This window comes from Pseudomonas sp. FW300-N1A1 (genome assembly GCF_058789115.1).
On sequence record NZ_JBYTBK010000067.1, the window covers coordinates 1 to 13,082 of the forward strand.

General features: G+C 59.8%; 6 protein-coding genes. 3 read left to right on the plus strand and 3 right to left on the minus strand.

Going from position 1 to position 13,082, the window contains the following annotated elements; all coding sequences use genetic code 11:
• A partial coding sequence (locus tag AC3WQN_RS24890) for a DUF5801 repeats-in-toxin domain-containing protein (RefSeq protein WP_492606965.1) occupies positions 1–1,940 on the minus strand: 1,940 nt, incomplete at its 3' end.
• Positions 1,941–2,263: 323 nt separating this feature from the next.
• Between AC3WQN_RS24890 and AC3WQN_RS24895 the strand changes: the two genes are divergently transcribed.
• From AC3WQN_RS24895 to AC3WQN_RS24905, 3 genes are read left to right on the plus strand one after another with little or no spacing between them, the layout of a single operon-like run.
• Positions 2,264–4,048, plus strand: a complete 1,785-nt coding sequence (locus AC3WQN_RS24895; protein WP_103402220.1) for a type I secretion system permease/ATPase — start codon at positions 2,264–2,266, stop codon at positions 4,046–4,048.
• Positions 4,017–5,342 (plus strand): HlyD family type I secretion periplasmic adaptor subunit, encoded by a 1,326-nt coding sequence (locus AC3WQN_RS24900; protein WP_178081961.1) that lies wholly within the window; start codon positions 4,017–4,019, stop codon positions 5,340–5,342. Before AC3WQN_RS24895 ends, AC3WQN_RS24900 begins: the two co-directional genes overlap by 32 nt.
• A gap of 2 nt (positions 5,343–5,344) precedes the next feature.
• Positions 5,345–6,733, plus strand: coding sequence for a TolC family outer membrane protein (locus AC3WQN_RS24905; protein ID WP_178081962.1), 1,389 nt, complete (start codon positions 5,345–5,347; stop codon positions 6,731–6,733).
• A 154-nt stretch (positions 6,734–6,887) separates the two neighbouring features.
• Here the strand turns inward: AC3WQN_RS24905 and AC3WQN_RS24910 are convergent, their stop codons facing one another.
• Positions 6,888–11,111, minus strand: a complete 4,224-nt coding sequence (locus AC3WQN_RS24910) for a DUF5801 repeats-in-toxin domain-containing protein (protein ID WP_103402219.1) — start codon at positions 11,109–11,111, stop codon at positions 6,888–6,890.
• Positions 11,112–11,466: 355 nt separating this feature from the next.
• The coding region (locus tag AC3WQN_RS24915; RefSeq protein WP_492606966.1) for a DUF5801 repeats-in-toxin domain-containing protein at positions 11,467–13,082 on the minus strand (1,616 nt) is incomplete at its 5' end.

Sequence of the window (13,082 nt, forward strand, 5' to 3'; positions counted from 1 at the left end):
ATCGCGAACTCCGTCGGGCTCAAGTCCGTGCCCTTGTTCAACACTTCCGTGTCGAACAGCGCCAGAACCGCCGCCGCGTCGCTGTCGTTATCCTGGTTGTCGGCCGTCTCGTCGATCGTCACCACGCCGCCGCCATCGATCACGTCCGCGCTCGGTCCGTCGTCTTCGAAGATGATCTTGGAGCCGATTTCGGCGGTCGCAACAAAGGCTTGGATCAGCTTGAAGCCACCGATATCAAAATCGGCGTGGTTATTGCCCTTGGCGTCGAGGGCCGCCCCGTTCTCGACGAGCACGCGGTTGTGATCCAACGTTGTGGTGTATTCAATCTTGTAGCCGGCCAAAACGCCGGTGATGGTTGCAACCCCGCCAGAAAAGCTGATGACAATGCTCGAGCTATTCACCGTCCCGTCTGAATTCTCGATCACCAGCCCGGTGCTGATATTGATGACGCGAACATTGGTGATTGCAACCGACGTATCGCCCGCATATCCGTTGATGAAATTCACACCAGGTTCAGCAGCGGTGCTGAATGCGCTGATTCTTACGACAGCACTCTTGCCGCTTTGCAACTGCACGACGTCGAAAGTGGCCATCTTCACATTGAAGACGCCGGTAAAGTCGACGTTGGACTCAAGATCTGCTTCGTTCTGATCCAGGTTGGGAATGGTCACATTCTGCCTGGCGCCCGTGACGAACGAAAAGCGGATACCTTCTTGTTCCACAATCATCTGGTTGTTGGTGCCGAAGGTGGTCGGGCCACCGGCCTGGCTAGTATTGATCGTGTCGCCAGTCGTTATATTGGCGCCACTTGACTGGTCTGCGGGGTTCTTGCCGGTGGCGATGATGGTGGGATCCGTGATCCGCGTGACACCATCGACAATTTCAGTTGTCGGGTTCAATTTCGTGAACATCAAGAAGAGGTTCTGACCGGAGGGAGCACCGGCCAGACTGAATTCCAGGTCCTGAGTGGCTCCGATGAAAACCTTGTTCAGCAGATTGACCGCATCGTCGGGGTTGCTAGTGTCCGGATGCTTGAGCGGCTCGTACTGCACGGTCCAGATCTTGCCGCCCGTGACCGGCGATCCGGTCTCTTCAATATAGGCTGCGAACACGATCGCGCCGGTAGAGCCCCCGGCTCGGCCCAGAACGATATTGTTGTTCGTATCCGTATAGAGAAGGATAGCGGTGCCATCAAGGGTATCCAGTCCGCTGTCCAAGCCATTGAGCGGTGCGCCAGTGCTGCCGACGAAGCTGATATCGGTAATGCCTCCTCCGGGCGCAGCGGTAATGCTGAACGCATTACTGCCCGTGTTGCCCGCGGCACCCGTATAGCCACTCAAGGCAGCTTCCGCTACGGCACCTGCCCCAAGTGCGGTCAAACGGGCAGAGAAGGCCGAGGGCAGGGATGCCACCAGAATGTCGTTGTCATCATCAGCGGCTGCGCCGTTCTGCAACCCGGTTGTTTCGTCCAGCGTAACGTTCACGCCGGTCGCCAGGACGTTCAGAACGCTGTCCGTAAATGACGTTGTCGCCACAGCGTCGTCAGCGGTGCCGGACACACCATCGGCGCCCGCAGAGGCCGCAGTGAGCAGAAACGTCGCGCCTACCGAGTCATCAGGATTCACGTACCACGAGGTCGTGATGCTGCCGTTGACTTTTCCGTCGAGATCACCAGCGCCGCCGTCGGTCACGTACCAGGGCTCGTGTCCCTCACCGGTGTTGGTATTGAGCACATCATCGGGCGTGCCCCACACGTTATCCGCGCCAGCACCGGTGGCGTGCTCCACTTCAAACGCCACTGTGCTGCCCGCGGCGAAGCCGCTGGCCGTGAAGGTGGCGGTGCTGCCAGGTGCGTAGTCGCTCTGATCGGTGGTGACGGTTGGCGTGGATAGAGGGGCTGAATCGCTCGTTAGCGATGAGCTTTTTTTGCGAGTAGTCATGACATTCTCCCGAGCAATATCAGTCATCAAGGCCTGACCGTGGACCTATTTCTGGTACGTGCCACAACTATGGATAAGCGCCACAGGTTGCACATCGACCGATACTCCCAGCCGGGGTGGGAGTTTCAGACTACTTGGGAGGGAGGCAGCTTCAGCCGGACAAGCACTTTGATGATCAACGAAGTACCGCTTGTCGGTGCCAATGACCGGATTGTCATACGCGAAAGAAGGCGAACGACGAACGCCGCTGGCCCGGGAATCCTGCGGAGTCGTTCCGCATGATCTAAGCTCCACAAAGGTTGGCTTTTCGAGCTGGAGTTTCCATGCGAAACACACCTGAAAACAGTCTGAAAAGTGCTTTGAAAGCCTGTAGAGACAGCTTTATTTCTGTGGGCTTTTTCAGCTTTTTCATCAACGCGCTAATGCTCGTTCCTACCTTCTATATGCTTCAGGTGTATGGGCGAGTGATGGCCAGCGGAAGTCTGACGACCCTGGCCATGCTGACGCTGATCATGACCGGGCTGGTGATCACGCTCGGCTCCCTGGAATGGGTTCGTTCACGCATCATGGTTCGGGTCAGTACCCGGCTGGATGTGTTGCTGAGTCGCCAGGTCTACAAGGCCAGTTTCAAACGGGCCCTGGACAGTGGCGGCATGGATGCTTCGGCCCAGTCGCTCAACGACTTGACGGGTTTGAGACAGTTTCTCTCCGGTAACGGTTTGTTCGCCTTTTTCGACGCCCCCTGGTTGCCGATCTATATCGCGGTGATGTTCCTGTTTCATCCCTGGTTTGGCTGGGTAGCGACGGGCAGTGCCCTATTGTTGTTAGTGCTCGCCGTTGTCAATGAGAAGCTGACGGGGCCGCCACTGGCCCAGGCCAACAAGGAGCATATCGGCGCCACGCTCTACACCACGAAGAACCTGCGCAACGCCGAAGTCATCGAGTCCATGGGCATGCTTGAAACCCTGATGGATCGTTGGGGGCATCGGCAAAAAAACGTCCTGTTGCTGCAGTCCCTGGCGAGCGATAGAGGGGCCATTGTCAGCACGCTTTCCCGGACGTTCCGGATCCTCGTGCAATCACTGGTGCTGGGGCTGGGGGCGTACCTGGCGGTGGACCATCAGGTGGGGGCTGGCATGGTGTTTGCCGGGGCCGTACTGCTGGGGCGTGCACTGGCCCCCATCGATCTGATCATCGGCAGCTGGAAGGGCTTTATTGCGGCTCGCTCGCAGTACAGCCGCCTGAAAGACATCCTCGACAAACAACAGGCGCAACCCGAGCGCATGTCTTTGCCTGCGCCTCTGGGGCACGTGCAGGTCGAGAATCTGATTGTCGCGGCACCTGGCTCGCAAACCCCGATCATCAAAAACATCAGCTTCACCGTACCTGCCGGTTGCGCGGTGGGAATCATCGGTCCCAGTGCCGCGGGCAAGTCGACCCTGGCCAGAGCACTGATGGGGGTATGGGTGCCGCAGCATGGGGTGGTTCGGCTGGATGGCGCGGACATCAGCGCCTGGGACAAACATGAGCTTGGGCCGCATATCGGTTACTTGCCCCAGGACATTGAATTGTTCGAAGGCAGTATCAGCGAGAACATTGCCCGCTTCGCCGAGGTCGATTCGGCGAAAGTCATTCTGGCTGCCAGGACCGCTGGCGTTCACGAAATGATTTTGCTGTTGCCCGATGGCTACGACACCGTCATTGGCAGCGAGGGCGTCATGCTGTCGGGAGGGCAGCGTCAGCGCATCGGGCTGGCCCGCGCCCTGTATGGCAATCCGCGGCTGATTATTCTCGACGAGCCCAACTCCAATCTTGACGAAGTCGGTGATCGCGCCCTGGCAGCCGCCATCCAGCAACTCAAGCAGACCGGTGCGACCCTGTTTGTCATTACCCACCGAACCAACATCGTGTCGCAGCTTGACCGGATCATGGTGATAAGCGCTGGGGTTATCAGTCTCTATGGGCCACGCGAGCATGTGCTGGCCGAGCTCAACACGCTGCAAAAACAGGCACAAAAGCACGCCACGCCAACAGGCGTCAGCATGGCTTCGGTCGATACCAGCAAGGGTGATGCCGATGAACCCTACGATACCCGGTCGTCAAATTGAAAGCTTCGCCGACCTGCCAATAGCTGATCATAAAATTCGCCGTCTGGGCATTGCCATTGTCGGCGTGACTTTCGGCCTGTTCGGTACCTGGGCGGCGCTCGCGCCCCTCGACGGTGCCGCATTCGCGCCGGGGGTGGTCACCGTGCAGGCTTACCGCAAAACGGTCCAGCATATTGAAGGGGGGATCGTCAAAGACGTGCTCGTCCATGACGGTGACATCGTCAAGCGTGATGATCCGCTGATCATTCTTGATGATGCCCAACTACGCTTCGAATACGAGATGGCTCGAAGCCAGCTGGTCGCGACCAGAGCCATGGAGGCAAGGCTCAGAGCCGAACGCGACACGCTGTCGGCGATCAGCTTTGGGGAGATAGCCGATCCCGACAGTCTGCGAGGCGTGGAAGCGCGCCATGGCGAAACCCAGGTGTTCAACGCTCGGCAGGGCTCGCGGCTGGGCCAGATAGCGGTGCTGCGCGAGCGCGTCGGCCAGTTGAATCAACAGATCAAGGGACTGGAATCAATGATTGGTACCAAGGTTTACCTGGAGAAATCCTACAGCGGTGAAATCAATGAATTGGGCGATATGCTCAAGCAAGGGTTCGTTGACAAACAACGTCTGCTCGAGCAGGAACGCAAGCTGGGGATGCTCAGGTCGGAAGTGGCTGATCACCGTTCCACTATTAACAGGACTCGCCTGCAGATCAACGAAACGCAGCTGCAGATTCTGCAAATCGACAAGGACTTCAATGCCGACGTCGTCAAGCAACTGGCCGAGGTTCAGACCAGGATGTACGACCTGCAAGAGAAAACCTCGGCCCTGGAAGACCGGCTCAATCGTATCGTCATCCGCGCCCCCGAAGCAGGGATGGTGATTGGCATGACCGTGCACACCATTGGTGGTGTCGTGCGCCCGGCGACACCGCTGCTGGACATCGTTCCGTCGGTTTCCGAGCTGGTCATAGAGGCCCAGGTGGAGCCGGTGGATATTGATCGTATCGCCATCGGCAAGCGTGCCGATATCCGTTTCGGCGCGTTCAACAGCTCGACCACTCCGGTGATCGAGGGCGAGGTCAGCAGCGTATCGGCTGACCGACTGACCAATGAAAAGACCGGGAATGCCTATTACCTGGCGCGGGTCCGGGTAACCGAGGACGGCGCCCGCACCTTGGGTGATCGCAAGTTGTTGCCAGGGATGCCGGCGGACGTGTTGATCATCACCGGGCAACGCACGCTCTTGCAGTACTTGATGCAACCGGCCCGCGATGCCATGTCTCAATCGATGATCGAGGAATGACCGTGGGCGCGTCGGCGGTTCTACTGGGCGGTGCGTTCATGCTGGCAACGGCTGCCGCCCTGGCGCAAACCACTGCAGCAAAGCCGGCCGAGGTCAGTGCCTCGACGTTTTCCACCGACCTCATGCAGTTGTATCGCGAGGCGCGGCTGGAGGATCCACAGATATTGGCCTCCTTTGCGCAAGCACAGGCGGGTCAGGAACATCAGCGCGAGGCCATGGGGGCGCTGTTGCCGCAACTGTCGTTCAATGCCGGGACGAACCGGATTCACCAGGAAAACGACCTGATAGAGCAGAGTTACGATAACGAAAACTACAGCCTGGTGCTGCGTCAATTCCTCTACAACAAGGCCGCGTGGGAGAACTATCAAAAATTCAAAAGCCTGGCCAAGCAGTCCGAATCGGAAGCGCTGGAATCCCAGGCCGAGGCCACAGTGGAATTGGCGCGGCGTTACTTCACCGCGTTGGCGTCCGAGGATGAACTGGAGTTGGTGAGGGCGGAGCGTCGAACCACGCAAAAGAGCCTGGACCGAGTCAATGCGTTGTACGACAAGCAACTGGCATTGATTACTGATCAGCTCGACCTCAAGGCCAGGGTGGACTTGCTCGCGGCGCAGGAGGTGGATGCCCGCAACCAGGCCAGTATCAGTCGCGAGGCACTGGCGGAGATCGTCGGCCGGCCGGTCAAGGAGAAGCTCAACCGGATTCGCGATGACATGCAACTACGGGTTTCGGCCCAGAGCCTGGAGACCTGGGTCCGCGAAGGTATGGCGTTGAACCCGGCGCTCAAGGCCAACGAGAGCGGCGTCGAAGCCGCGGAGGCAGCGTTGCGCGGTGGCAAGGGCGGGCACTATCCGACCCTGAGTCTGAACCTGAGCGCACAAGAGACCAACGAGGGCTACAACAACTCCCTGACGCCGCGCACTGACAATTATGTCGCCGGAGTCAGCGTTCAGGTGCCGCTGTACAGCGGCGGCTCGACCTCGGCGCGGGTCCGTGGGCTCTACCAGGATCAGCTTGTCGCCGAACAGGAACTGGAAGCGATCCGCCGTCGGGTGGTCAAGGAGATCACCAGTGCTTACCTGACCGCCAATTCGAACGGCGAAAAAATCGGCGCGAATCGCCTGGCCCTGGCCTCGGCACAGCTGTCCAGGGTGGCGGCAGAGAAAGCGCTGAGCTACGGAATGGTCAATGCCGTCGATGTACTGGCCACCGTACGCAACGAATTCCGCGCTCGGCGTGACCTGCTCAAGACGCAATACGAATTCCTCAGTAACGTGTTCACCCTCAATCGCTGGGCGGGAAAACCACCGGCCGAAAGTGTCGAAAGTGTGAATGGCTGGTTGAGCCCCGGCAGTTCCGGCCAGGCCATGGGCGTTGAATCGGAGTATTAGACAGGCGAAAGGTTGCCAGGTGATTCAAACGGGTGATGACCTCAATTCAAGGCGTGGCGTTGTCCGCAAAACCTGAGGCGACTCATAGAACGGCTAGAAACAATGCGAGGGTGGTTCCTACACCACCCTCGCCTCTTTTTACCCGCGCGATGCCTCAGACGCCGCCATGAACAATGTCTGTATTCAGTAGATCGACCCCGACCAAGGTAATGGTCGTTAGTTGTCCACCAGATTCGGCAATCGTCACGATGCTGTCTGCGCCGGTGTTGTCGATCGACTGGACAGTGGCGCTCGGGTCGCCGTTGAGCACCAGCGTGTCTTGCACGCTTGGGCCCGTATCGAAGCCGGTGACCTGATACAGGTTCTCATCGACTGACAAATCGATGTTGAAGGCATCACGCTCACCGCCCGTGCCAACCAGCCTGAAGTCGAAGAGCGCATCGGCCGAGTCGTTGGCGAACAGGTTGGCGTCAAACGTACTCGTCGCCGAGTCCCCATCCTTGTCCGTCAGCGTTGCGTTGAACGCCAGCTTGACATCGCTGGCCAGGTTCTCGCTCTCCGTAATGAACTGGATCACCGGGATCTTGATCTCGCCCCGGGCCATCGTGAGCTGAACAGCATCGATCAGCGCCGTGCCCGCCTTCTCAATGAGGAAGGACACTTGGCCGCCGGCCTCCGGCGTCAGGGTGTTCACCTCGATGAGGTTCGAGAACGTGCCGTCCTCGTAGTAGACCCGGTAGTACAGGTCCTCGGTCGCCGTGTTGTAACCCGCCACGGAGTTGTCGATGAAGATCTTCATGCCCGTCAGCAGGCTCTCCGGATTGATGACGAAGCTTTCATCGGCGGCGCCGATTGCCGCCAGGTTGTCTCCCTGGAACAGGTTATTGGCGACACCGATGCCGGCCGTGCTGACGTTCATGGACGCCGGGTCGATGTATGACGGCAGGGGGTTGGTCTGTAGCGCGGTTTCGGTGGGGTCGGGTTCTCCGAGCCCGATGCCGGTGAGGATGTCCGCAGTCGACGCCAGCGCCTTCGCGGAGAAGAACACCACCTCCTCGGATGCCGAAGGAATCGCCGGGTCGTCCGTCTCCGGAATCAACAAGGTGCGCACGGGATCCGGGCCGCCGGCAGCGAGCGAGCCGTCGGCACTGCTGAGCACGATCGTCGAACGGAAGCCTTGCACCAGATCCAATGCATAGCTGCCATTGGCGAAGGCGGTCAGCGTGTAGTCGACTGTGGTATCCGCCGTTGCAGCGTTGTTGTCGAAATCACCGGTCAACTTCCCGGCGAATTGGTACGCACCATTGGCGTCCGGTGAGGGCGCCAGCTCATTGAGCGTGCCGGTCCCGGTCGTGGTCGTGTTGTCGGGCCTGACGAGGGTGAACTGGCCATTCACCAACGAGATATCCAGACCGGCCGCCCCCAGCCCGTCGGCTCCTGCCGAACTGTCCCAGAACCCGTATTGGGGAAGGACGCTACCGGTCCCGATCAGGTTGCCGAACGCGAGTGATGGGCCATCGTCCTCGAACACCAGGTTCTGTCCGATGTTGAGCGTCGCGTGGGCACTGTCGCCGTCCTTGTCGGTCTTGGTCGCTGTCAGCGTCACCAGGTTGTCCGAGGTCAACGTCTTCGAATCATCGGGGTTGGTGGCGTCGGGATGCACCACGGCCCGAAGCTGGTCGAGCGTGACGTCACCATTGGCGGCCACGCTGACGGTGAACACCAGCGCGTTGCTCGTGGCCGTGCGGCCTTCCACCACTGCGCCGTTGAGCGACAGGTTCACCGCCTGGCCGGTGGCCGTGTCGGTCAGCCCGGAGGCCCCCACCACCACACCCAGCGCATAGGTCAGGGTACCGGCCCCGTCAGCGCCAAACGCCGAGGTGAAGTTGGCGGCAAAGCTCTGGGTGTCGTTAGTCGCCAGGACTGTTTCGTCCACCGTCAGCGTCGGTTCCACGCCGGTGGTGTTGATGTTCGGTCCGTCGTCCTTGAACACCAGGTTCTGCCCAATGTTGAGGGTCGCCTGGATACTGTCGCCGTCCTTGTCGATCGTGGTCGCCGTCAGTGTCACCAGGTTGTCCGAGGTCAACGTCTTCGAATCATCGGGGTTGGTGGCATCGGGATGCACCACCGCCCGGAGCTGGTCGAGCGTGACGTCACCATTGGCGGCCACGCTGACGGTGAACACCAGCGCGTTGCTCGTGGCCGTGCGGCCTTCCACCACTGCGCCGTTGAGCGACAGGTTGACTGCTTCACCGGTGGCCGTGTCGGTCAGCCCGGAGGCCCCTGCCACTACACCCAGCGCATAGGTCAGGGTGCCAGCCCCGTCGGCGCCAAACGCCGAGGTGAAGTTGGCGGCAAAGCTCTGGGTATCGTTGGTGGTCAGGACTGTTTCGTCCACCGTCAGCGTCGGCTCTACGCCGGTGGTGCTGATACTCGGTCCGTCGTCCTCGAACGCCAGGTTCTGCCCGATGTTGAGGGTCGCCTGGACACTGTCGCCGTCCCCGTCGGTCGTGGTCGCCGTCAGTGTCACCAGGTTGTCCGAGGTCAACGTCTTCGAATCATCGGGATTGGTGGTGTCGGGATGCACCACTGCTCGGATCTGGTCGAGCGTGACCTCACCATTGGCGGCGACACTGACGGTGAACACCAGCAGGTCGGTGGTGGCCGTACGGCCTTCCACCACCGCACCGTTAAGCGACAGGTTGACCGCCTCACCGGTGGCCGTGTCGGTCAGCCCGGAGGCCCCTGCCACCACACCCAGCGCATAGGTCAGGGTGCCAGCCCCATCGGCGCCAAACGCCGAATTGAAGTTAGCGACAAAGCTCTGGGTGTCGTTGGTCGCCAGAACTGTTTCGTCCACCGTCAGCGTTGGCTCCGTGCCGGTGGTGTTGATGCTCGGCCCATCGTCTTCGAAGATGATCCTGGAGCCGATTTCGGCGGTCGCAGTAGAGGGTTGGATCAGCGTGAAGCCACCGATATCAAAATCGGCGTGGTTATTGCCCCTGGCGTCGATAGCCGCCCCGTTCTCGATGAGCACGCGGTTGTGATCCGCCGTTGTGGTGTATTCAATCTGGTAGCCGGCCAAAACGCCGGTGATGGTGGCAACCCCGCCAGAAAAGCTGATGACAATGCTCGAGCTATTCACCGATCCGTCTGAGTTCTCGATCACCTGCCCAGTGCTGATGTCGATGACGCGAACATTGGTGATGTCAACCACCGTATCGTTCGCATAGCCGTTGATGAAATTCACGCCAGGTTCAGCAACGGTGCTGAATGCGCTGATTTTTACGACAGCACTCTTGCCGCTTTGCAACTGCACGACGTCGAAATTGGCCGATTTGGTATTTAAGACGCTGGTAAAGTCGATGTTGGATTCAACATCGGCTTCGGTCTGGCTAAGGTTGGGAATGGTCACATCCTGCCTGGCGCCCGTGACGAACGAAAAGCGGATGCCCTCTTGTTCCACAATCATCTGATTGTTGGTGCCGAAGGTGGTCGGCCCACCCGCCTGGCTGGTATTGATCGTGTCGCCAGTGTTTATATTGGCGCCACTTGACTGGTCGGCGGGGTTCTTGCCGGTGGCAATGATGGTGGGATCCGTGATCCGCAAGACACCACCGTCGTCGACAACGGTCGGGTTCGCCGTCGTGAACATCAGGAACAGGTTCTGACCGGAAGGTGCGTTGGCCAGACTGAATACCAGGTCCTGACTGGTGCCGATGAAAACAATACCCGACAGATCGACAGCGTCGTCGGGGTTGCTAGCGTCCGGATGCTTGAGCGGTTCGAACTGCACGACCCAGATCTTGCCGCCCGTGACCGGCGATCCGGTTTCTTCAATATAGGCAGCGAACACGACCGCGCCGGCCGCCCCCCCGGCTCGACCCACAACGATGTTGTTGTTCGAGTCCGTATAGAGAAGGATATTGGTGCCATCGAGGGTATCCAGTCCGCTGTCCACGCCATTGAGCGGTGCGCCAAGGCTGTCGACGAAGCTGATATCGGTAATGTTTGCTCCGGGCGCAGCGTTGATGCTGAACGCATTGGCGCCCGTGTTGCCCGCAGCACCCGTATAGCCACTCAAGGCGGCCGCCGTTACGGCACCGGCCCCAAGCGCGGTCAACCGGGTAGAGAAGATCGAGGGCAGGGACGCCACCAGAATGTCATTGTCGTCAGCGTCTCCCGCAGGGCTTGCCGTGGCGGTGCCATTCTGCAATCCGGCTGTTTCGTCCAGCGTAACGTTCACACCGGTCGACAGGACGACCGGAGTGCTGGCCGTGGTGGTGACGGTCGGAGTGTAGAGGGGAGCCGGAGCGCTCACGAAGGTAGACGTACTGTCATCGCTCGTTAGCGATGAGTTGTTTTTGCGAATAGACATGACGTTCTCCCGAGCAATTCCCGTGACCGCGGCCGAACCGTGGACCTATTTCTGGTACATGCCACAACTATGGATAAGCGCCACAGGTTGCACATCGGCCGATACTCCCAGGCGGGGTGGGAGTTTCAGACTACTTGGGAGGGGAAGCGGGATGACGCGAATCCACTGGCTCTGAGGTGATAGCAGGTCGCTATGATTCAACCCTGGCGGTCTTTCACTCGAACACCACGCCAACGATTGCGCATAGGACCAAACGACAAGCAATTGAAACAAAGCGGCTCTCATATCAGGACTGCAGAAGCAATGCGAGGGTGGTTCCTACGCCACCCTCGCATCCTTTCACGCGCGCGACGCCTCAGACGCCGCCATGAACAATGTCGGTGTTCAGCAGATCGACCCCGACCAAGGTGATGGTCGTTAGTTGTCCGCCAGTCTCGGCAATCGTCACGATGCTGTCTGCGCCGCTGTTGTCGATTGATTGGACAGTGGCGTTCGGGTCGCCGTTGAGCACCAGCTTGTCTTGCACCCCTGGGCCCACATCAAAGCCAGTGACCTGGTACAGGTTCTCATCGACTGACAAATCGATGTTGAAGGCATCACGCTCACCGCCCGTACCAACCAGCCTGAAGTCGAAGAGCGCATCGGCCGAGTCGTTGGCGAACAGGTTGGCGTCAAACGTACTCGTCGCCGAGTCCCCATCCTTGTCCGTCAGCGTCGCATTGAACGCCAGCTTGACATCGCTGGCCAGGCTCTCGCTCTCCTTAATGAACTGGATCACCGGGATCTTGATATCGCCCCTGGCCATCGTGAGCTGAACAGCATCGATCAGCGCCGTGCCCTCCTTCTCAATGAGGAAGGACACCTGTCCACCGTCCTCTGGAGTCAGGCTGTTTACCTCGATGAGGTTCGAGAACGTGCCATCCTCGTAGAAGATCCTGTAGTACAGGTCCTCGGTCGCCGTGTTGTAACCTCCCACGGAGTTGTCGATGAAAACCCTCATGCCCGTCAGCAGGCTTTCTGGATTGATGACGAAACTTTCATCGGCGGCGCCGATTGCCGCCAGGTTGTCTCCCTGGAACAGGTTGTTGGCGATGCCGATGCCGGCCGTGCTGACGTTCATGGCCGCTGGGTCGATGTACGACGGCAGGGGGTTGGTCTGTAGCGTGGCTTCGGTCGGGTCGGGTTCTCCGAGTCCGATGCCGGTCAGGATGTCCGCAGTCGACGCAAGCGCCTTCGCGGAGAAGAACACAACCTCCTCGGATGCCGAAGGAATAGCCGGATCGTCCGTCTCCGGAATCAACAAGGTGCGCACGGGATCCGGACCGCCGGCAGCGAGCGAGCCGTCGGCACTGCTGAGCACGATCGTCGAACGGAAGCCTTGCACCAGATCCAGTGCATAGCTGCCATTGGCGAAGGCGGTCAGCGTGTAGTCGACGCTGGTATCCGCCGTTGCGGCATTGTTGTCGAAATCACCGGTCAACTTCCCGGCGAACTGGTACGCGCCATTGGCGTCCGGTGAGGGCACCAGCTCGGTGAGCGTGCCGGTCCCGGTCGTGGTGGTGTTGTCTGGCCTGACGAGGGTGAACTGGCCATTGACCAACGAGATATTCAGACCGGCCGCCCCCAGCCCGTCGGCTCCGGCCGACCTGTCCCAGAACCCGTATTGGGGAAGGACACTACCGGTCCCGATCAGGTTGCCGAACGCGAGTGATGGGCCGTCGTCCTCGAACACCAGGTTCTGGCCGATGTTGAGGGTCGCCTGGGCGCTGTCGCCATCCTTGTCGGTCTTGGTCGCCGTCAGCGTCACCAGGTTGTCTGAGGTCAGGCTCGTCGCATCATCGGGGTTGGTGGCGTCGGGATGCACCACGGCCCGCAGCTGGTCGAGCGTGACATTACCATTGGCGGCGACGCTGACGGTGAACACCAGCGCGTTGCTCGTGGCGGTGCGGCCTTCGACCACCGCGCCATTGA

Coding starts and splice junctions, on each gene's coding strand:
- AC3WQN_RS24910 (WP_103402219.1), bottom strand. CDS start 11,111: ATGTCTATTCGCAAAAACAACTCATCGCTAACGAGCGATGACAGTACG.
- AC3WQN_RS24900 (WP_178081961.1), top strand. CDS start 4,017: ATGAACCCTACGATACCCGGTCGTCAAATTGAAAGCTTCGCCGACCTG.
- AC3WQN_RS24895 (WP_103402220.1), top strand. CDS start 2,264: ATGCGAAACACACCTGAAAACAGTCTGAAAAGTGCTTTGAAAGCCTGT.